Source organism: Pseudomonas sp. PvP009, from assembly GCF_017832995.1.
GTDB classification, from domain to species: Bacteria; Pseudomonadota; Gammaproteobacteria; order Pseudomonadales; family Pseudomonadaceae; genus Aquipseudomonas; species Aquipseudomonas syringae.
On record NZ_JAFIBG010000001.1, the window covers coordinates 1392106 to 1411852 of the forward strand.

The following is a 19747-nucleotide window of genomic DNA, read 5'->3' on the forward strand; positions in this document are numbered from 1 at the left end:
CGGCTGGCCGTCGTTTTGCTGCGTTATGCTTATTCGGCGATCTGCAGCTTGCGCGACTCGGTATAGACGTAGCGCACTTTTTCATACTCGAACGGCGAGTTGAGCTGACCGTAACGGAAGCTGGTGACGTAACGGCGGTCAACGGCACGCAACACGGTGATTTCCGGATGGTCGCTGCTGACTTCAGCCACGTTGAGGAAGTTGATCTGGTTTTCAGCCGTGTAGTCGAACAGCATGCCGCCAGTGTCACGCAGGTTCGATGGGCCGAACAATGGCAACACCAGATAAGGTCCTGAAGGCACGCCGTAGAAGCCCAGGGTCTGGCCGAAGTCTTCGCTCTGGCGCGGCAGGCCCATCATGGTCGCCGGGTCCCACAGACCGGCGATGCCGATGGTGGTGTTGAGCAGCAGACGGCCAGTGGTGTCCAGCGAGCGCTCGCCCTTGAACTGCAGCAGGCTGTTCAACAGGTTGGAGACGTCGCCCAGGTTGCTGAAAAAGTTGCTCACACCGCTGCGTACGAAGCCAGGAGTGATGTAGCGGTAGCCGTCCACCACCGGCAGGAATACCCATTCATCGAAACGGTAGTTGAAGTGGTAGACCCGGCGGTTCCAGGATTCCAGCGGATCATAGACTTCCAGTGCGTTGATGGAGGCGCGCTCGAACTCACGCTGATCCAGCCCCGGGTTGAATTGCAGCGACTTCAGCGGCTGAGTGAAACCATCAGCATCGGTCTGACGGGCCACAGTGGCCGGGTGCTGAGCCTTGTTGCTGGTATCCGCGTCAGCGGCCTGGACTGTGCCGGCACAGAGCAGAGCGGCAAGAAGTAAAAGACGTTTAGCCACGGAAAAACTCCAGCATGGCGTCGGTGTTGACGCGGTAATTAAGGTTGCCGCAATGCCCGCCGTACGGGTAAACGGTCAGGCGATCGCCAAAGGTCTTGCGCAGGAAACCGAGGTCACCCGAACCCAGGATCACGTCGTCGGCGTTGTGCATGACGGCAATCTTGGTGTTGCTGTGCAGGTAGTCCTTCAGGGCGTAGAGGCTGACCTGGTCGACCAGTTGCAGCAGGCTACCGCCGTCGGTGCGTGCACGCCACATCGGGATGACCTGTTCGGTCAGGTAGCAATCGAAGTCGCACTGCAGGGCGCGCTTGAGGAACGGCGTCAGGCTGGTGCCTTCGGTGATCGGGAATTTCGGTGGCGTAATCAGACCGCGACGGTTGATCAGGTCGGAGGTGAACGCGATGTCAGCCGACGAGAAGCGGAACGAGGTACCGATCAGCATCGCCATCTGTTCATTGGTCAGGTGCTGCTTGGACTGCTGGAAGTCGAACAGCAGTGCATCGTTGAGATCAATGTAGCCTTTTTGGCGGAAGTAGCGGGTCAGCTTGGCCAGCACCAGTTCATAGAACGTGGTGGTGTTGTTGATGCCCTTGACGTTGGTCTGTACCAGTTTGTCGAGGTTGCTGATCGAGGTGTAGAGATTGACCGGCGGGTTGAGCAGCAGGACCTTCTTGAAGTTGAAGCTGCGACGGGTTTCGTCCAGCTTGCTGACGAATGCAGCATTCAGTGCGCCAAGGCTGTAACCGGTCAGGTAATAGTCGGTTACCGGCAGTTGCGCCTGCTGAGCCCGAATGGCCTGCATCACGCGATAAATGTCTTCTGCGTCGTCGGTGGAGACGCCAGGAGTCGCAAAGCGCGAGGCCGAGGTCATGAAGTCATAGCTGGTGGGCGAAGACAGCTGCACGACGTGGTAGCCCGCGCCGTAATAGAGCTTTTTCAGGAATTCATTGATGGTGCTGTTATACGGCGCGCCCGTGCCGGCGATCAGGAAGATCAGCGGGGCAGCGTGGTCCTGTTTGGCCAGGCGATAATGCAACTTTTTCACCGCCCAGAAGTTGTCGGGCAGGGTGAACTCGCGCTCGGGATGCAGGTTCAGGGTGTAGACATCCTGATCGATATCTTCATCGTCAGGCAGGTCGGGGCGCAGAGCGGGCGGTGTGGTCGCAATGGTCGCTTCAAACGGATTAGTCAGCGGGTAGCCATAGGTGGCGGAGTCGACGGTGGTTGCCAGAGCGGACGCACTTAAACACAAGCCACCTATAACAGTGGCGAGGCGCAGAAAACGGAGCATGACTAAATCCCTTGGGAAAGAAGTGCTGATGAGATACGCAGGCTATGACCAAGGTGTAGTGCCAAAGTGCCCCATCCACCGGTTAACCCTGTAAATAAGACGGAACAATACACGTTCTTTGGATTTTGCAATGCAGATATGCGGTTTATTTTTGCGTGACTAGCGTATTTGCTGGCCCGGCTCGACGTTTGCAGTGCTGGTGAAGGTTGGCAGGCCATGGCCTGGAGGCGAAATTTGCGGCTTGCGTAAAGCACAAAGGAGAGCCGTAGCTCTCCTCCAATGTGGTTCACGTGCTCTTTTTATTGTTATGGGGCGGCCTGTTATTGTTGTTGGCGACCAGTCCCTTTACAGCGTTGTTGTGCGACCCCCATACGGGGTCAAGAGCAAACGTATTTTTTTGAGCGCTGATTCGCTTTAATCACCTGCCTGCACAACAGGGTGATCCCACCGGTTCTGGAGCTACCTGACGGTAGTTTTATTGTTCTCGGGCCGGTCGCGAGGCCTTCCATTGAAAGGTCCCTGTAAAGCTGATCCACTCCAAAAAAATCTGTTAGCTGCGCCTCTGTCCGTTTTGTTCTTGTTGTGTCAGAGCCGTTACGTATTGTTTTTATTGGTTCGCTGCATCGTTTGTTGTTTTTGTTGTATCAGAGGTATAGCAGGACCCGTGCCAGTTTTTGAAAACTCTTTTAAATCAGTAGCTTGTGAATTCTGATGGTTGGCGCGTGGTCGTAGAGCCGGAAAAAATGTTTCCGTGTTACCCGTTCGCGGTGGTGATCGTAAAGCTGCGGTAACACATCGTGTTTCCTTCGTAGCATGAGCCAGAGTGGTGCGCTGCAGGTCTGTGTCGTCTATACGACGATGGTATGGGGGAGGGCGTTCTCCTCTGGGCATAAAGGTGTGCCCCTGCCCCTAATGGCCAGCTTCAGGCGTTTTTCGCTGTGCGTTGTCGTTGATGGCTCGTTGTTGTCGTTTCCCATTGCCCCAGTGTCGCAGACAGAGCATGCCTGCCTGTCGTGCAGGTCGATGATCAGGGTGGCGTTGCGGTGCGTTTGATTGCGCGTGGCAGCGATAAAAACGTGCAAGGCGCCGCGTGCCCCAAGGTCGGGCGCGGGGGCGGTCTGGAGAACAACGTTAACCATGCCCCGACAACCGTCGGTGCAGACTTCCGGGGAAGCGACAATGATGATGCGAAAAATACTGGGGGCGGGTGCCGCTCTGGTACTTGCGGTCAGCTCCACGCTGGCGATTGCCGAAACCAAGACCCTGACCATCGGCTATGTGGAAGGCTGGTCCGACAGTGTCGCGACCACCTTCGTGGCCTCCGAAGTGATCAAGCAAAAGCTTGGTTATGACGTCAAGTTGCAGTCTGTCGCCGCTGGGATCATGTGGCAGGCGGTGGCAACCGACAAGCTCGATCTGATGCTGTCTGCGTGGCTTCCGGGCACGCATGGCGAGTACTACGCCAAGTACAAGGATCAGGTCGTCAACTACGGGCCTAACTTCAAGGACGCCAAGATTGGCTTGATCGTGCCTGAATACGTCAAGGCCAAAACCATCGAAGACCTGAAGACCGATGCTTCCTTCAACAAGAAGATCACCGGCATCGATGCGGGCTCGGGCGTGATGCTCAAGACCGATCAGGCCATCAAGGACTACGGTCTGGACGGCTATAAACTGCAGGCGAGCTCCGGCGCAGGCATGATTGCCGAGCTGACCCGCGCGGAAAAGGCGAAGAAGTCCATCGTCGTCACCGGCTGGGTGCCGCACTGGATGTTCGCCAAGTGGAAACTGCGTTTCCTGGACGATCCGAAAGGTGTCTACGGCGAGGCTGAAACCGTCGACAACGTGGGCAGCCTGGGGCTGGAGAAGAAAGCTCCTGAAGTCGTGGCCTTCCTGAAAAAATTCCAGTGGGCGTCCAAGGATGAAATCGGTGAGGTGATGCTGGCGATTCAGGACGGTGCCAAACCTGAAGCTGCAGCGAAGGACTGGGTCGCCAAGCACCCCGACCGCGTCGCCGCATGGACTGCCAAATAGTCGCAAAGTGTCTGAATAGCCCTTCTCAAGGCCGTCTGGTGTTATCGCCAGACGGCCTTTTGTTTTTCTGCCCCGGAGTATTTTCCGTGCGACCGACTGCCGGTGGGTTCAGACCGTGCGAGAAGAGGTATCCACAGCTAATGTCGTTCTAATACTAAGGTCGTCTGGAGTGCGCGCCGGACCCGACTAAAGTGCATTACGTGACATCTCATCTGTGCTGCGAGGACAAAAACAATGAACGACAGCATTTACCTCTCGATTCAAAACAGCCCCCGTTTCAAGGAGCTGGTCTCCAAAAGAGAGCGTTTCGCCTGGATTCTCTCGGCGATCATGCTTGGCCTGTATGCGGCCTTTATTCTTTTGATTGCTTACGGACCCCATATTCTGGGGGCCAAACTAAGTCCCACTTCGACCATTACCTGGGGAATGCCGATAGGCGTAGGGCTGATCCTTTCCGCGTTCATATTGACCGCCATCTATGTTCGCCGTGCCAACGGTGAATTCGATGACCTGAACAACGCGATCCTCAAGGAGGCTCAGCAATGATCCGGCGCCTATCAGCAGCACTTGGCCTGGCCGCCTTCGCGCCGACCCTCTGGGCGGCAGACGCGTTGACGGGTGCAGTGCAGAAACAACCCCTGAACGTCGCCGCGATCGTCATGTTCGTGGTCTTCGTCGCTTTCACGCTGTACATCACCTACTGGGCATCGAAAAAGAACAAGACTGCGTCGGACTATTATTCGGCAGGTGGCAAGATCACCGGCTTCCAGAACGGTCTGGCGATTGCCGGTGACTACATGTCGGCAGCGTCCTTTCTGGGGATTTCCGCACTGGTCTACACCTCCGGCTATGATGGCCTGATCTACTCGATCGGCTTCCTGGTGGGCTGGCCGATCATCCTGTTCCTGATCGCCGAACGCCTGCGCAACCTGGGTAAATATACCTTTGCCGACGTGGCCTCGTACCGCCTCAAGCAAAAGGAGATTCGCACCCTGTCTGCCTGCGGCTCGCTGGTAGTGGTGGCGTTTTACCTGATTGCGCAGATGGTGGGTGCCGGCAAGCTGATCCAGCTGCTGTTCGGTCTGGACTACGCCGTTGCGGTGGTGCTGGTCGGTATTCTGATGTGTCTCTATGTGCTGTTCGGCGGCATGCTCGCCACCACCTGGGTGCAGATCATCAAGGCGGTGATGTTGCTGTCCGGTGCGTCGTTCATGGCACTGATGGTCATGAAGCACGTCAACTTCGACTTCAACATGCTGTTCTCCGAAGCGATCAAGGTTCACCCCAAAGGTGAAGCGATCATGAGCCCTGGCGGGCTGGTGAAAGACCCGATCTCGGCGTTCTCGCTGGGTCTGGCCCTGATGTTCGGTACTGCCGGCCTGCCACACATCCTGATGCGCTTCTTCACCGTGAGCGATGCCAAGGAAGCCCGCAAGTCGGTGCTCTACGCGACCGGCTTTATCGGCTACTTCTACATCCTTACCTTCATCATCGGTTTCGGCGCGATCCTGCTGGTCAGCACCAATCCGGCGTTCAAGGATGCGGCAGGCGCCTTGCTGGGCGGTAACAACATGGCGGCGATTCACCTCGCCGATGCCGTCGGAGGCAGTCTGTTCCTGGGCTTCATCTCGGCAGTCGCGTTCGCCACTATTCTGGCAGTGGTTGCCGGGCTGACCCTGGCGGGTGCTTCGGCGGTTTCTCACGACTTGTATGCCAGCGTCATCAAGGCAGGCAAAGCCAACGAGAAGGACGAGATCCGTATCTCGAAAATCACCACCATCGCCTTGGCGGTCGTGGCGATCTTTCTGGGTATTGCCTTTGAAAGCCAGAACATCGCCTTCATGGTGGGCCTGGCGTTCTCGGTCGCGGCAAGCTGCAACTTCCCGATCCTGCTGCTTTCCATGTACTGGAAAAACCTGACCACCCGTGGCGCCATGATTGGCGGCTGGATGGGCCTGATCAGCGCAGTGGTGCTGATGGTGCTGGGTCCGACCATCTGGGTGCAGATACTGCATCACGAGAAAGCCATTTTCCCTTACGAATACCCGGCGTTGTTTTCCATCGCCATTGCCTTCGTAGGGATCTGGTTCTTCTCCATCACCGACAAGTCGAAAGCGGCGGAGGGCGAGCGCGCTCTGTTCTTCCCGCAATTCGTCCGCTCGCAGACCGGGCTGGGTGCCAGTGGTGCGGTTTCACACTAAGGCATGAGTGTTATGAACTAAGCAGCCTTCGGGCTGCTTTTTCATGGGCGATAAAAAACCCCGCTTGAAAAAGCGGGGTTTCTTATTGGCTACATGCGCTGCTGCGTGGAGCAGCAGGTCATATCTTGCCGAGCAACACCAGAATCAGCAGGATCACCAGGATCGTACCGATGATGCCCGACGGACCGTAGCCCCAACTGCGCGAGTGCGGGAATACTGGCAAACCGCCAACTAGCAGCAGAATCAGAACGATGATAAGAATAGTGCCGATGCCCATGGTGAGTTCCCTCTTTACATTAATGTTAATTAGCAGATGCAGTTGAAACGTCACACCGAACGGTATGAAGTGGCCTGCTTGACTCATCGGACTCTGGGCGTTGGAGAAAGGTTCGATCTATTTTAAATAATTTATTACACATTTTAAAATCATTGAAAGTCAGAGGCTTACCGTATTTTTGTCTGACAATAAATGGGGCTTTTTTTGACTTGGCGCGTTTGAATCGGTCTTAAAAACAATTGAACTAAAGACCCTGGAAAGTCTCAGCGCGATGCGAACTTTCTACCTGATGCATGGCCCGCAAGAGGACACAATGATGGTTTATCGAGTGGCGGCGGATGCCGTGGTCGTGTTTCATCTACTGTTCATTGTGTTCGTCCTGTTCGGCGGACTGCTGGTATTGAGAAGGCCCTGGCTGGCACTGCTGCACGTTCCTGCTGCGGCCTGGGGGACAGCGGTCGAGTTTCTGCACCTGTATTGCCCGCTGACACCGCTGGAAAACACCCTGCGCAGCAACGCTGGAGGGCAGGGCTATACCGGGGGCTTCGTTGAGCATTATCTGATCCCGCTGATTTACCCGGCCGGGCTTACGCCGGGCATGCAGCTTTGGCTGGGTGGCATCGTCGTGCTGCTCAACGTGTCGGTGTATGGCCTGTTGCTGCTGCGTTATGTGGCCCGGTCCAGGCGTTCATAGGGCTGCGGTTTGCTCCAGGCATTCAGCGTCTTGATGGTGGGTTTGTGGTGCTTCTAGTGTGATTACACTCATACAACTCCTGCACATCACAAGGCACTCGCTATGCAAAACCGCATCATGATTACTGGCGCCGGCTCAGGTCTGGGTCGTGAAATTGCACTGCGCTGGGCACGCGAAGGGTGGCGGCTGGCACTCTCGGACATCAATGATGCCGGCTTGCAGGAGACCCTTGCGCTGGTACGCGAGGCGGGTGGTGACGGCTTCGTGCAGCGTTGCGACGTTCGCGATTACAGCCAGCTCACCGCGTTTGCTCAAGCGTGCGAACAGCGTTTTGGCGGCATCGACGTCATCGTCAACAATGCGGGTGTGGCTTCCGGGGGCTTCTTCAACGAGTTGTCGCTGGAGGACTGGGACTGGCAGATCGCGATCAATCTGATGGGCGTGGTCAAGGGCTGCAAGGCGTTCCTGCCGATGCTGCTGGCCAGCAAGGGCCGGATCATCAACATCGCCTCGATGGCAGCGCTGATGCAGGCGCCGGCGATGAGCAATTACAACGTCGCCAAGGCCGGGGTCGTCGCGCTTTCCGAGAGCCTGCTGGTCGAGTTGCATGACCAGGGGATTGGTGTTCATGTGGTCTGCCCGTCGTTCTTTCAGACCAACCTGCTGGATTCCTTCCGCGGCCCCACGCCCGCGATGAAGGCGCAGATCGGCAGGTTGCTGGAGAAGTCGCCGATCACTGCCGGGGATATCGCCGACTGCATCTTCAGGCAGGTCGGCGAAGGCGAGTTCATGATCCTGCCTCACGAAGAAGGCCGCATGGCTTGGGAAATGAAACGCAAGCAGCCACAGGCGATGTATGACGAAATGACCGTCATGTGCGCCAAGATGCGCGCCAAGGCGCAGAAGGGGCATGCCTGACTGACCCGGATACTCCGCGTCCTCTTTGCGACGCAGAGCGTCGAGAACTGCATTCCCACGCTGGAGCGTGAGGAACGATAACCTCAACTATCGTGCTGAAGCTCTGCGTCGGTCTGCACGGATAATCCGATTATCGTGCGCCGCTCTGCGTCGCATGCCTTTCCGGACGCTCCGCGTCCTCTTGGGTGGTATCAAGGTCATGACCGCACTGTTTTCTGATAGGGTTGCGTGCATATTTCAGCCCTGATCTGTGAACCGTTCATGCTCAATTACCTGTGGTTCTTCCTTGCCGCCCTGTTCGAGATATTCGGTTGCTATGCCTTCTGGCTGTGGTTACGGCAAGGTAAGAGTGCGCTGTGGGTGATTCCTGCGCTTGTCAGCCTGACGGTGTTTGCACTGTTGCTGACACGTGTGGAGGCGGCTTATGCGGGCCGAGCCTACGCGGCGTATGGCGGGATCTACATTGTCGCGTCGATTGCCTGGCTGGGCCTGGTCGAGCGGGTCAGGCCGTTGGGCACGGACTGGCTGGGTCTGGCTTTCTGCGTCATCGGTGCGACCATCATTCTGCTCGGGCCACGTTGGTCCGCCGCTTGATTAACCACAGCCGCGAACGACATTTCCCACTGATTTGGCCGGAAAGTAAGACGTTTCCTTCAGTCTTTTCCGGTGCTGTTGCAGGACGTTACTGATTTGCCATCAGTGCATTGAAGCGCCGTGTCTCGCCATGCACCCTGCCTCTTTTGCGCAACGCAAGGGTGGGAAAAATGCTGGTACTGACGCGGGAAATTGGCGAAACGTTTTCCATCGGTGATGACATCACCGTGCAGATCCTGGGGATCAACGGCAATCAGGTCAGGCTCGGGATCAATGCCCCGAAAGACGTCAAGGTTCACCGCGCCGAGGTCTACAAACGAATTGCCAGGACGCTTGCCCAACAGGCAACAACGCCGCTTCAGTGAGCGGCGTTGTCAGCAAACGATGTCGTAGGTGAATGACCTGACGCAGGCCCTGTAGGGGCTATTCGAAAAACTCCTTCGGCACGTCGTGCTTGAGCATCAGCTGACACTGTTGGCTCTCAAGGTCGAAAAAGATCACCGCCTGACCCTTGGTCAACGCATGACGCACGCGCAATACCCGGGTTTGCAGGGGTGTTTCGTCGCCATTATCGGTGCCCTCACGGGTGACGAAGTCCTCGATCAGGCGAGTGAGGGTGTCAGGTTCCAGTTGGTCGTAGGGGATCAGCATGGCGGTTCTCGTGTCGATGAGCGGCGATGATAGAACTGCGGTGCCGTGCACCGCAATTCACAGGGCCTCAACTCTCTTCGCGATTCTGCCCGATCAGGCTGTCGACCGGTGGCACGCGGGTATCGGATTCCATCTGCGCATCGTGCTCAATCTGATGGCTGAAGCGCTCCAGCGAGCTCTGCGCTGGTTTGGCATCACTGGCGAATACCGGCGGGCTGAGGATGTAGGCACCCAGCAACTTGCTCAGCGCTGCCAGACTGTCGATATGCGTGCGCTCGTAGCCATGCGTCGCGTCACAGCCGAAGGCCAGCAGGGCGGTGCGGATGTCATGCCCCGAGGTCACGGCCGAGTGCGCATCACTGTAGTAATAGCGGAACAGGTCACGGCGCACCGGCAACTCGTTGTCCACGCCCAGCCGCAGCAGATGGCGGGACAGGTGGTAGTCGTAAGGACCGCCCGAGTCCTGCATCGCCACGCTGACGGCGTGTTCGCTGGAATGTTGACCCGGCGCAACCGGTGCAATGTCGATGCCGACGAACTCGCTCACGTCCCAAGGCAGTACACCCGCTGCGCCCGTCCCGGTTTCTTCGGTGATGGTGAACAGCGGGTGGCAGTCGATCAACGGCTCGGCACCGCTTTCGACAATGGACTTCAGGGCGGCGAGCAGTGCTGCCACACCGGCTTTGTCATCCAGGTGACGGGCACTGATGTGTCCGCTCTCGGTGAACTCCGGCAGCGGGTCGAAGGCCACGAAGTCACCGATGCCGATGCCCAGTGATTCGCAGTCGGCGCGCGTGGTGCAATAGGCGTCCAGGCGCAGCTCGACGTGGTCCCAACTGATCGGCATTTCGTCCACGGCGGTGTTGAACGCGTGACCGGAAGCCATCAGCGGCAGAACGCTGCCACGGATCACGCCGGTGTCGGTGAACACGCTGACCCGGCTGCCTTCGGCAAAGCGGCTCGACCAGCAGCCGACCGCAGCCAGCGCCAGGCGGCCGTTGTCTTTGACTTCCCGAACACTGGCACCAATGGTGTCCAGGTGCGCCGATACGGCCCGGTCAGGGCTGTTCTGCTTGCCCTTCAGTGTGGCGCGGATAGTGCCGCGGCGGGTCAGTTCGAACGGGATCCCGAGCTCTTCGAGTCGCTCGGCCACGTAACGCACAATGGTGTCTGTGAAGCCGGTGGGGCTTGGGATCGCGAGCATTTCCAACAGAACTTTCTGCAGGTATTTCAGATCCGGATCGGGGATATTTGCAGGGGTCATGGATGCTCCTTATGGAACAGTTGCAAGCCACGGGCTGCAAAGGCTGATGCGCCTCTTGCAGCCGTGCCCGCAGCTGCGATCAGATATGCACAGGCAGGCTGTGCGGAAACAACAGATCGACGAAACGTTCGGCGGTGGGTTGCGGTTCGTGATTGGCAAGCCCTACGCGTTCATTGGCTTCGATGAACACGTATTCAGGCTGATCGGCGGCCGGCACCATCAGGTCCAGGCCGACGACCGGGATGTCCAGCGCCCGCGCGGCACGCACCGCTGCGTCGCTGAGTACCGGGTGCAGAATGGCCGTGACATCTTCCAGGCAGCCGCCGGTGTGCAGATTGGCAGCACGGCGCACGGCCAGGCGCTGATCCATCGGCAGAATATCGGCGTAGTCAAAACCGGCCTCGCGCACGGTGCGCTCGGTTTCCTGATCCATCGGAATACGGCTTTCGCCATCCGTTGCTGCGGCGCGGCGTCGGCTTTGGGCTTCGATCAACTGTTTGATGGTGTGGCGGCCGTCACCGATGATTTCAGCCGGACGGCGTATCGCCGCAGCCACGACCTGAAAGCCGATCACCACGATGCGCAAGTCCAGGCCTTCATGAAAGCTTTCCAGAATCACGCGAGTGTCGAACTGGCGGGCCTGCTCTATAGCACTCTGTACATCGTCAATGGTGCGCAGATCAACCGCTACGCCCTGGCCTTGTTCACCGTCCAGCGGCTTGACCACGATTTGCCCGTGCGCTTCGAGAAACGCCAGATTGTCGTCTGCGCTGCCCGCCCTTTGCTGCGCGGGCAGGCGCAGGCCGGCAGCCTTCAGGGCACGATGGGTCAGGCTCTTGTCCTGACACAGGGTCATGCTCACCGCGCTGGTCAGATCGCTCAACGATTCGCGGCAGCGTATACGACGACCGCCGTAGCTGAGGGTGAACAGCCCGGCATCCGCATCATCCACCTGCACGTCAATGCCGCGCCGATGGGCTTCCTCGACAATGATCCGCGCATACGGATTGAAGTCCGCCTGCGGGCCAGGGCCGAGAAACAACGACTCGTTGATACCGTTCTTGCGCTTGATGGCGAAGGTCGGCAGATTGCGGAAATTCAATTTGGCGTACAGCGCCTTGGCCTGATCGTTGTCATGCAGCACCGACAGGTCGAGGTAGCTCAGGCCGCGACTCATGAAGTGCTCGATCAGGTGCCGAACCAGCACTTCGCCGACACCCGGCCGCGTGCATTGCGGATCAACCGCCAGGCACCAGAGGCTGCTGCCTTTCTCCGGGTCATTGAAGGCCTTCTGATGATTGAGGCCCATGACGCTGCCGATGATCGTCTTGCTGCCTTCGTCCTCGGCCACCCAATACACCGGGCCACCTTCGTGGCGCGGGGTCAGCAACTCGGGGTCGATGGGCAACATGCCGCGCGCCAGATACAGGTTGTTGATGGCCTGCCAGTCGTTCTCGTTGTGGGCACGGCGGATACGGTAGCCGCGAAACACACGCTGCGCCGGGCGGTAATCGCTGAACCACAGACGCAGCGTGTCCGACGGGTCGAGAAACAACTGCTGCGGCGATTGCGCCAACACCTGTTGCGGCGCTGCCACATACAGCGCGATGTCGCGCTCGCCGGGTTTTTCGTTGAGCAGGTCCTGAGCCAGCGCTGCCGGATCAGGGTAGGTGTGACCGATCAGCAAACGTCCCCAGCCACAGTGCAGCGCCAGAGGGTCTGCATCTATCTGGCTGCCGTCTTCAGCGAGTCGTGCCTGCAGACGTTCGTACGAGGGCGACTGGCCGCGCAACAGGCGCTGGCTATAAGTCGTCGCGTTCTGTTTCATCGATCACAGTCCCTGTTCGCTGAGCCAAAGGTTCAGCGCTGCCAGTTGCCACAGCTTGGAGCCGCGCAATGGCGTGAGCTGGCCCTCGGGGTTGGTCAGCAGCTTGTCGACCATCGCAGGGTTGAACAGGCCGCGGTCCTGACTGGAGTCGGTCAGCAACTCGCGCACCCAGTTAAGCGTGTCGCCCTGCAAGTGTTTGAGGCCAGGCACCGGGAAGTAGCCTTTCTTGCGATCAATCACTTCCGAAGGAATGACCATACGCGCGGCTTCTTTCAGCACCTGTTTGCCACCGTCCGGCAGCTTGAATTTACCGGGAATGCGAGCCGACAGTTCGACCAGACGATAGTCAAGGAACGGCGTGCGCGCTTCCAGGCCCCAGGCCATGGTCATGTTGTCGACACGCTTGACCGGGTCATCGACCAGCATCACCGTGCTGTCCAGGCGCAAGGCCTTGTCGACGGCGGCGCTGGCGCCTGGCTGGGCAAAGTGATCGCGAACGAAATCACCGGCGGCGTCATTGGCAGTGCGCCACTTCGGCTGCACGGTCTCGGCGTATTCGGCGTAGCTGCGGTCGACGAATGCATCGCGGTAGGCCGCCACCGGATCGCTCGCGCCGTCGACTTGCGGGTACCAGTGGTAACCGGCGAACAGTTCATCAGCGCCCTGGCCGCTCTGTACCACCTTGCAGTGTTTCGACACTTCACGCGACAGCAGGTAGAAGGCGATGCAGTCGTGGCTGACCATCGGCTCGCTCATCGCGCGGAACGCCGCAGGCAACTGCTCGATGATCTCGCGTTCCTGAATACGCAACTGGTGATGGCGCGTGCCGTAATGCTTGGCGATCAGGTCGGAATACTGAAATTCGTCGCCACGCTCGCCGCCGGCATCCTGGAAGCCGATGGAGAAGGTCGACAGGTCCTCGACACCCACTTCACGCAGCAGACCTACCAGCATGCTCGAGTCGACGCCGCCGGACAGCAGCACACCGACGTCCACTGCAGCACGCTGACGGATCGCTACCGCTTCACGCGTACTGTCCAGTACGCGGTCGCGCCAGTCTTCGAGGGTGAGGTTTTTCTCGTCTTCGTGCGGGCCGTAGGGCAGCGTCCACCAGACTTTCTGTTCGACCTTGCCGCTGGCGTCGATACGCATCCAGCTGGCTGGCGGAAGTTTTTCGACGCCGGCCAGCAAGGTGCGCGGCGCAGGCACCACCGCATGGAAGTTGAGGTAATGGTTGAGCGCCACCGGATCAAGCATCCCGCTAATGTCACCACCTTTGAGCAGGGCAGGCAGCGAGGATGCGAAGCGCAGGCGCTTGTCGGTTTTCGACAGGTACAACGGCTTGACGCCGAGGCGGTCACGGGCGATGAACAGCTGCTTGCTGTCACGTTCCCAGATGGCAAAGGCGAACATGCCGTTGAGCTTGGGCAGCATGTCTGCGCCCCACGCGTGATAGCCCTTGAGCAACACTTCGGTGTCACCGCCGGAATGGAACTGATAGCCAAGGCTTTCCAACTCGGCACGCAATTCAGGGAAGTTGTAGATCGCGCCGTTGAAGGCCAAGGACAGGCCCAGGTTGCTGTCGATCATCGGCTGCGCCGAGCCGTCCGACAGGTCCATGATTTTCAGGCGACGATGACCAAGGGCAACCGGCCCCTGGCTGTGAAACCCCCACGCATCCGGGCCGCGAGGCGCCAGCTCATGGGTAATGCGTTCAACAGCGGCTAGGTCCGCTGGTTGATGGTCGAAACGTAATTCACCTGCTAATCCGCACATAAGTCCTTACCGGGTTTCCGTTGGGGAGGTGACTGAGAAAGTGCAGTCACCCAGAAACTGACCCAGTGAGGGCATGGTAGTTTTAGATCAAAAAGTTATAAGCGTTTGTTTTCAGCTGGTTGGCAACGTGCTTCTGGAATTGATGCGCTAACTGGGTTCGGTTTGCTGTCGTGCTTACCGCACCCGCTTTAAGACGGATTTTTCTGACATGTAAAGCGGATACGGCTCATTGACGGTGATGTTTGCAGCACGCTAGTTTGGGGCCTATGAAAGCACGCCAACTCACTCGGCATACATAAAGGGGTATCGATATGAACAAGCACATTGCACCGGTTTGCGAAGAGTACGAAGGCTTTTAAACCCGTTCAGGAATTTCAAATGGAGGCCGCGATCGGTCTCCATTTTTTTATGAGAAAAATCATATGGATATGTGTCTGGCTCTGGCCGAACTGCTGGCAAAAGAAGCGCTTCGCAATGTTCTTCTGTTCTGCGGAGTGCTCACTGCGATCGTTTCGATGTACATGGTGTTAGCGACTGCAAAGAAGAAACAGACTGCAGACCTGTTATTTGGGTGCCGGCTGGATGAGCAGCTACAGCTGGGTAACGCGCGCATTGCCGCCATGCATGATGCCCAGTCGCCGATGAAGGATTTGCTGTTGTCTTGCACCGAGGCTGATCGCAAGGAAAAGGAAGCGGTCAAGTACGTGCTTAACCATTGGGAGCGAGTGGCCGTGGGTATTGTTCAAGGGATCTACCACGAGGAAATGCTGCGGCAGTCCAACCATTCGAATGTCGTGAGCCTGTACAAGAAAGCCAAGCCCTTTATAGACGCGGTGCGTTACAAGGAGCAGAAGGACACGTTTTACAGACATTTTGAAAAAATGGCCTTGTCCTGGGATGAGCGTCCTCTGAAAAATCTGAGCACATGGCCCTATTTCAAAAAGTCAGCCTGACACGCGTCGTTGGCTCTCGCAGCGCCAACAGGTGTTTCGAATTGAAAGCGCAACCGCCAGCAGGATCCGCTCAATACCCGGTCATCTCCAGATACCCCACACCTTCCTGGCTCCCGCTGAACTTCACCGGCCCCTCCCAGTAGGGAATACTCACGCCCATCCAGGCGGCCGGGTTCAGCGCGTCGGTGGTGATGTCCAGGTTTCGGTCGGGGACCCTGACTCTCCAGCGGGTGGGCACTTTATGCTCGCCGATCAAGGTTTCCTTCAATGGCTCCAGACTGATTTCGTTAGCGTGCAGCATCCGGGTGGTGCCGTCGGCGCTGATCCAGTTACCGGTCAGGTAGGGGGCACCGTTCTTGTGGCGGATGCGATAGAGCATCAGGCGATCGCCGTCTGCCAGTTGCAGCGAAAACCAGTCCCAGCCGCTCTGGTTGGCGGTCAGTGGCTGGCTGCTCCATTCCCGGTCCAGCCAGGCGTGGCCGTTGACCTGATAGGACTTGCCCTGTATTTCCACGCTGCCTTTGGCGTCGAAGAAGGGCTGGCTGTAGTAGTACGACGCCTGGCCCGCCTCCGATTTCTGGCTGTAGCCCTGTTCGCCCTGCAGCACCAGCGGTTTGCTGGATGTCAGGTTCAGGTCGTAGCGAAAGTCCTTGCCGCTGGCCTTTAGCTGCATGGCAGTCAGTGGATCACCGCTGTGAACACTGCTGGTAAAGGCCCAGTCATCGATCCATGCCGAGAAGGGGGCCAGGGTCACGTCGGCCTGACCGATGCCGCCGCGTGCGTAACGCTCTGCTACATAGTGGCCGCTGCTCGACGTTGCCGCCGCATGGCCCAGCCAGATCGTGCCGTCATTCCAGCCGCTGCCAGTCTGTTGGCCGGGGCGCAGGGCATTGCGAAACAACGTCCACTGCACGCCGAACTGCTGGCCCGCGTCATCCTTGAGGGTGGCGGTGATGTACCACCACTCGATACGAAAGCCGGGATGCTGGCCGTGGTCTTGCGGGAATGAAAAGACCTTGCCCGGCGTCACCTGCGCGTAACTGTCGGCGGTATTGCCCAGTCCGGCGAATCCGCTTTCAGGTTGTGGTTTGTCGTCGCAGGCAGCGAGCAGCCCGACGAGGACCAGCGGCATCAGCCATTTACTGTTCATTGGCGAATGTCCTGAGTAGATCCGCTGGACGGCTGCGGTACAGCTTCAGCAGCGGCCAGGCCGAGGCCAGCAAAGTCGCCAGCATCGCCAGCGCCATCAATTGCAGCAGTTGCAGCGGGAACACCTGCAGCGGCAGGCGCCAGCCAAAGGCGCGAACGTTAATCACCGCATCCAGGCACCAGGCCAGCAGCAGCCCGAGTGGCAGCGCGAGCACCAGTGTCAGGACCGCCAGCAGCCAGGTCTGTCCCAGGTTGAGCAGCATCAGTTGCCGTCGCGTGACGCCCAGCGCCCATAACGGGGCGAGCTGCCCGAGGCGGCTCTGGCTTTGAGTCAGCAGGCTGATGAACAGCGCCACGCCAGCAACGCCCAGTGTCAGGCTGTTGAGAGCGGCAGTGGCGGCAAACGTACGTTCAAAGACCTGGCTCGACCAACCCTTGAGCTGGCTCTGATCGATGATGTGATTGTCGTCCAGCTTGAAACGCGCTTGCAGCCGGGTGACCAGCGACGGGATTGCCGCCTGATCGACCCTCAGGTTGAAACGCACCGGCATCGATTGCGGCCAGTGGGCGAGCAGGTGCCGGGCATTGACCAGCAGATGTCCCTTGGGGTTGCCATAGTCGGCATAGATCCCGACGATGCGCGGGGTCCACTTGCCAGTGGGCACCGGGATGTTCAGCGTATCGTCCAGCCCCAGTTGAAGGCGGCGTGCCAATTGTTCGCTGAGCATGACCGTGTTTTCATCGCGCAAAACATTCCACGGATCACCGGCGACGGACTCCAGCAACGCCCAGTGCTGGCGATAGGTGCTGTGATCGATCACACCAAACAGGTCCGCAGGCCAGCCCTGGACTTGCACCGGCACCTGCCAGTTGGGCAGCACGGCGCTGACATCCTGTTGCTGGCTCAGCCAGGTGTTCAGCGGCCCGGCCTGCTCGGGGTTCTGCGGGCTGACATACAGTTCAGCGGTCAGGCGTTGCTCCAGCCAACTATTGAATGTCTGGCGAAAGCCCGAGGTCATGCTGCCTGCGCCGATGTTCGCGGCCATCGCCAGCAACAGGGCCATCAGCGCCAGGCTCAGGGCGGGCAACTGTTGACGGCAATCCGCCAGAAACCATTGCCCGAGCACCGAGCGGCTGCGCTTCAACAGGCCGCCAAGCATGGCGTCCAGCAAAACCGGCAGGGCCAGCGCGGCGCTGAGCAGCAGGGCGGACATCATCACAAACCCCAGCATCAGACTGGTGCCGAACAACAGCGCGCTCACGGCAACCACCGCGCCCAGCACCGCCACCCAAGCCTGGCGCTGCAACCACCGCGCATGGGCTTGCTGCCATGCCTGGGCATCGGCCAGTGCCAGCAACGGCAGGCGCGCAGCCCGCAACAGGCTATTGGCACCGGCCAGCAACGCGCCAAGCAGACTCAGGCCGATACCGCTCAGCCACCACCACAGACTGAGGTTCAACTGGCCGGCGACCTCCGCGCCGTACAAGCCGCGCAGGCTGGCCGCGACATCCGGCAATAACAGGCTGGCCAGCAGATAGCCGCTGACCACGCCAAAAATACCGCCCAACAGCGCCAGTGCCCCAAGTTCTACGCCCAGCGCAGCTATCAACAGACGTGCGCTGACGCCACAGGCACGCAGGTTGCGCAGCAGGCCACGGCGCTGTTCAAGGGCCAGGCCAATGGCGGCGTGGACAATGAACAGGCCGACGATGAAGGACAGTACCCCGAGTGCGTTCAGATTCAGATGGAAGCTTTCGGTGAGGCGCTCCAGATTGTTTTCTTCGCCGCTTTTCTTGATCACCAGCAGGTCATTCAGGGCTGCCGGTAGCACGGGGTTTTGCCGGGCAAAATCCTTGGCCAGCAGCATTCCGGACAACTGCCCTGGCTGGCCCAACAACGGTTGCGCAAAGCCTATGTCCGTCAGCAAAACGCCAGGCGCCATGTCGGGTTTGGCGTGCAAGGGGGGCAGCGCGACGCCGGTTTCGGTCAGCGGCTGCTGGCCTTCCTCAAGCCCCAGCGCTTGCAGGGTCTGCGGCGCAATCCAGGTCATGCCCGGCGGTGTGAGGAAGTCCACGACCTGTTCGGCGTTCAACGTCTGTCCGGCCAGTGCCGAGCCGGGCGGCAAGGTCACCGGCTCGATACCCATCAGTTGCAGGCGACGGTCTTCACGCCCTTTAAGCACGATACGGCCTTGCAGCATGGGCGACACGGGCCAGCCTTCGCGGCGCAGCTCGATAAACAATGCTTGCGGGAACAGCCCGCCGCTGCTGGCAGTGATACGGGTCTGCGGCTCGCCGCCAATCAACTGGCTGGCACGCTGGTAGCTTTCCCGCGCCTGGCTATTGAGCGCCTGCACGCCGGTGAGCAGCGCGGTGGCCAGCCACAAGCCGGTCAGCACACTGAAAAACTGCACCGGATGACGGCGCCAATGGCTCAGCAGGGCGCGCAGCGTCCAATAGAAAACCCGCATCAGCGTTTGCCTTCGTCAGCCAGACGCCCCAGATGCAGCACTACTTTGCGCGACAGCCGCTGCGCGACGCGCGGGCTATGGGTGACCATCAGCAGACTGGTAGGGCTGTCGGCGAGGATATCCAGCAGCAGTTGCAGCACCTCGTCGCTGGTGGCTTCGTCGAGATTGCCGGTGGGTTCGTCAGCCAGCAGCAGGCCGGGTCGGGAGGCGAGGGCGCGGCCTATCGCTACACGTTGCTGCTGTCCGCCGGAGAGTTGTTCGGGATAGCGATCCAGCAGCGTGGCCAGGCCCAGTCGCTCGATCAAATGCGCCTGCCAGGCTGCATCAACGCGCCCGGCCAGCCGTGCCTGAAACGCCAGGTTGTCGGCTATTTTCAGGCTGCCGATCAGGTTGAACTGCTGAAACACCAGACCGATCTCGGTACGCCGCCAGTTGGCCAACTGGCTTTCGTTCATCAGGTCCAGACGCTGGCCTGCGACCTCGATGCTGCCATCGTCGACCTGATCCAGGCCCGCCACCAGATGCAGCAAGGTGCTCTTGCCACTGCCGGACTCACCCATCAACGCCAGGCTTTCGCCCTGTGCCAGATGCAGATCGACACCACGCAATACATCCAGCGGTCCCTGTGCCGTGGTGTAGCGCTTGAATACGTTTCGCACTTGCAGCATGAGCAACCCAATCGTTCTGACAGACGCTCAAGAGTAGCGCCTGAGCGTGCTCGTAGGAAATATCGTGCGACGCTCTGCGTCGTCATGCCGTTCAGGACGTTTTGCGTCTTCTTTGCGACGCAGCGCGTCGAGAGCT

General features: G+C 59.1%; 18 protein-coding genes. 8 read left to right on the forward strand and 10 right to left on the reverse strand.

Going from position 1 to position 19747, the window contains the following annotated elements; genetic code table 11:
• Nucleotides 1-29: 29 nt before the first annotated feature.
• Entirely contained in the window at nt 30-842 is an 813-nt protein-coding gene (locus tag JOE29_RS06145) for a VacJ family lipoprotein (protein WP_003393253.1), read from the reverse strand.
• Entirely contained in the window at nt 835-2133 is a 1299-nt protein-coding gene (locus JOE29_RS06150; protein ID WP_003314524.1) for a lipoprotein, read from the reverse strand. Before JOE29_RS06150 ends, JOE29_RS06145 begins: the two co-directional genes overlap by 8 nt.
• 1179 nt (nt 2134-3312) lie before the next feature.
• Here JOE29_RS06150 and JOE29_RS06155 point away from each other — a divergent pair.
• From JOE29_RS06155 to JOE29_RS06165, 3 genes are all read left to right on the forward strand, one after another.
• A complete protein-coding gene (locus JOE29_RS06155; RefSeq protein WP_003412711.1) occupies nt 3313-4167 on the forward strand; it encodes a glycine betaine ABC transporter substrate-binding protein in 855 nt (284 codons plus the stop codon).
• A gap of 234 nt (nt 4168-4401) precedes the next feature.
• Nucleotides 4402-4713: a DUF485 domain-containing protein gene (locus tag JOE29_RS06160; protein WP_003314526.1), complete on the forward strand. Its 312-nt coding sequence runs from the start codon at nt 4402-4404 to the stop codon at nt 4711-4713.
• Nucleotides 4710-6368, forward strand: a complete 1659-nt coding sequence (locus JOE29_RS06165; RefSeq protein ID WP_003425409.1) for a cation acetate symporter — start codon at nt 4710-4712, stop codon at nt 6366-6368. The genes JOE29_RS06160 and JOE29_RS06165 overlap by 4 nt, the downstream gene beginning before the upstream one ends.
• 118 nt (nt 6369-6486) lie before the next feature.
• On the opposite strand, the gene JOE29_RS06170 is transcribed toward JOE29_RS06165, so the two are convergent.
• Entirely contained in the window at nt 6487-6645 is a 159-nt protein-coding gene (locus JOE29_RS06170) for a DUF3309 family protein (protein ID WP_002552554.1), read from the reverse strand.
• Nucleotides 6646-6961: 316 nt separating this feature from the next.
• Here JOE29_RS06170 and JOE29_RS06175 point away from each other — a divergent pair, with 316 nt between their 5' ends.
• The 4 genes from JOE29_RS06175 to csrA all read left to right on the forward strand — a co-directional run bounded on the left by JOE29_RS06175 (nt 6962) and on the right by csrA (nt 9216).
• Nucleotides 6962-7339, forward strand: a complete 378-nt coding sequence (locus JOE29_RS06175) for a DUF2784 domain-containing protein (protein WP_024648668.1) — start codon at nt 6962-6964, stop codon at nt 7337-7339.
• Nucleotides 7340-7441: 102 nt separating this feature from the next.
• Nucleotides 7442-8257 carry an SDR family oxidoreductase gene (locus tag JOE29_RS06180; RefSeq protein ID WP_016568743.1) on the forward strand — a complete coding sequence of 272 codons (816 nt, stop codon included), beginning with the start codon at nt 7442-7444 and terminating at the stop codon, nt 8255-8257.
• Between the two features lie 261 nt (nt 8258-8518).
• Nucleotides 8519-8851, forward strand: coding sequence for a YnfA family protein (locus JOE29_RS06185; protein WP_003393231.1), 333 nt, complete (start codon nt 8519-8521; stop codon nt 8849-8851).
• Nucleotides 8852-9021: 170 nt separating this feature from the next.
• A complete protein-coding gene (gene csrA, locus JOE29_RS06190; RefSeq protein ID WP_003314532.1) occupies nt 9022-9216 on the forward strand; it encodes a carbon storage regulator CsrA in 195 nt (64 codons plus the stop codon).
• Between the two features lie 58 nt (nt 9217-9274).
• Here csrA and JOE29_RS06195 read toward each other — a convergent pair whose 3' ends face one another.
• The 4 genes from JOE29_RS06195 to JOE29_RS06210 form a co-directional block, all read right to left on the reverse strand.
• Nucleotides 9275-9502 (reverse strand): YheU family protein, encoded by a 228-nt coding sequence (locus JOE29_RS06195; RefSeq protein ID WP_003314533.1) that lies wholly within the window; start codon nt 9500-9502, stop codon nt 9275-9277.
• A gap of 67 nt (nt 9503-9569) precedes the next feature.
• A complete protein-coding gene (locus JOE29_RS06200) occupies nt 9570-10766 on the reverse strand; it encodes an osmoprotectant NAGGN system M42 family peptidase (protein ID WP_003314534.1) in 1197 nt (398 codons plus the stop codon).
• Between the two features lie 79 nt (nt 10767-10845).
• Complete coding sequence (gene ngg / locus JOE29_RS06205) at nt 10846-12594, reverse strand: N-acetylglutaminylglutamine synthetase (protein WP_003418255.1); 1749 nt, start codon at nt 12592-12594, stop codon at nt 10846-10848.
• Between the two features lie 3 nt (nt 12595-12597).
• Entirely contained in the window at nt 12598-14370 is a 1773-nt protein-coding gene (locus tag JOE29_RS06210) for an N-acetylglutaminylglutamine amidotransferase (protein ID WP_003402540.1), read from the reverse strand.
• Nucleotides 14371-14792: 422 nt separating this feature from the next.
• Here JOE29_RS06210 and JOE29_RS06215 point away from each other — a divergent pair, with 422 nt between their 5' ends.
• Nucleotides 14793-15323 carry a DUF4760 domain-containing protein gene (locus JOE29_RS06215; protein ID WP_024961123.1) on the forward strand — a complete coding sequence of 177 codons (531 nt, stop codon included), beginning with the start codon at nt 14793-14795 and terminating at the stop codon, nt 15321-15323.
• A gap of 70 nt (nt 15324-15393) precedes the next feature.
• Here JOE29_RS06215 and JOE29_RS06220 read toward each other — a convergent pair whose 3' ends face one another.
• The 3 genes from JOE29_RS06220 to JOE29_RS06230 are packed head-to-tail and all read right to left on the reverse strand — an operon-like array spanning nt 15394 to nt 19611.
• Entirely contained in the window at nt 15394-16473 is a 1080-nt protein-coding gene (locus JOE29_RS06220) for a lipocalin-like domain-containing protein (protein WP_044312372.1), read from the reverse strand.
• The gene (locus tag JOE29_RS06225) at nt 16463-18943 is read right to left on the reverse strand and encodes an ABC transporter permease (protein ID WP_210079025.1); all 2481 of its coding nucleotides are present in this window, start codon (nt 18941-18943) and stop codon (nt 16463-16465) included. The genes JOE29_RS06220 and JOE29_RS06225 overlap by 11 nt, the downstream gene beginning before the upstream one ends.
• The gene (locus JOE29_RS06230) at nt 18943-19611 is read right to left on the reverse strand and encodes an ABC transporter ATP-binding protein (protein ID WP_210079027.1); all 669 of its coding nucleotides are present in this window, start codon (nt 19609-19611) and stop codon (nt 18943-18945) included. Before JOE29_RS06230 ends, JOE29_RS06225 begins: the two co-directional genes overlap by 1 nt.
• Nucleotides 19612-19747: the final 136 nt, after the last annotated feature.

Bases quoted from the DNA above. Each gene is read 5' to 3' on its own strand.
- JOE29_RS06150 (WP_003314524.1), bottom strand. From the start codon at position 2,133: ATGCTCCGTTTTCTGCGCCTCGCCACTGTTATAGGTGGCTTGTGTTTA.
- JOE29_RS06155 (WP_003412711.1), top strand. From the start codon at position 3,313: ATGATGATGCGAAAAATACTGGGGGCGGGTGCCGCTCTGGTACTTGCG.
- JOE29_RS06160 (WP_003314526.1), top strand. From the start codon at position 4,402: ATGAACGACAGCATTTACCTCTCGATTCAAAACAGCCCCCGTTTCAAG.
- JOE29_RS06165 (WP_003425409.1), top strand. From the start codon at position 4,710: ATGATCCGGCGCCTATCAGCAGCACTTGGCCTGGCCGCCTTCGCGCCG.
- JOE29_RS06170 (WP_002552554.1), bottom strand. From the start codon at position 6,645: ATGGGCATCGGCACTATTCTTATCATCGTTCTGATTCTGCTGCTAGTT.
- JOE29_RS06175 (WP_024648668.1), top strand. From the start codon at position 6,962: ATGGTTTATCGAGTGGCGGCGGATGCCGTGGTCGTGTTTCATCTACTG.
- JOE29_RS06180 (WP_016568743.1), top strand. From the start codon at position 7,442: ATGCAAAACCGCATCATGATTACTGGCGCCGGCTCAGGTCTGGGTCGT.
- JOE29_RS06185 (WP_003393231.1), top strand. From the start codon at position 8,519: ATGCTCAATTACCTGTGGTTCTTCCTTGCCGCCCTGTTCGAGATATTC.
- csrA (WP_003314532.1), top strand. From the start codon at position 9,022: ATGCTGGTACTGACGCGGGAAATTGGCGAAACGTTTTCCATCGGTGAT.
- JOE29_RS06195 (WP_003314533.1), bottom strand. From the start codon at position 9,502: ATGCTGATCCCCTACGACCAACTGGAACCTGACACCCTCACTCGCCTG.
- JOE29_RS06200 (WP_003314534.1), bottom strand. From the start codon at position 10,766: ATGACCCCTGCAAATATCCCCGATCCGGATCTGAAATACCTGCAGAAA.
- ngg (WP_003418255.1), bottom strand. From the start codon at position 12,594: ATGAAACAGAACGCGACGACTTATAGCCAGCGCCTGTTGCGCGGCCAG.
- JOE29_RS06210 (WP_003402540.1), bottom strand. From the start codon at position 14,370: ATGTGCGGATTAGCAGGTGAATTACGTTTCGACCATCAACCAGCGGAC.
- JOE29_RS06215 (WP_024961123.1), top strand. From the start codon at position 14,793: ATGGATATGTGTCTGGCTCTGGCCGAACTGCTGGCAAAAGAAGCGCTT.
- JOE29_RS06220 (WP_044312372.1), bottom strand. From the start codon at position 16,473: ATGAACAGTAAATGGCTGATGCCGCTGGTCCTCGTCGGGCTGCTCGCT.
- JOE29_RS06225 (WP_210079025.1), bottom strand. From the start codon at position 18,943: ATGCGGGTTTTCTATTGGACGCTGCGCGCCCTGCTGAGCCATTGGCGC.
- JOE29_RS06230 (WP_210079027.1), bottom strand. From the start codon at position 19,611: ATGCTGCAAGTGCGAAACGTATTCAAGCGCTACACCACGGCACAGGGA.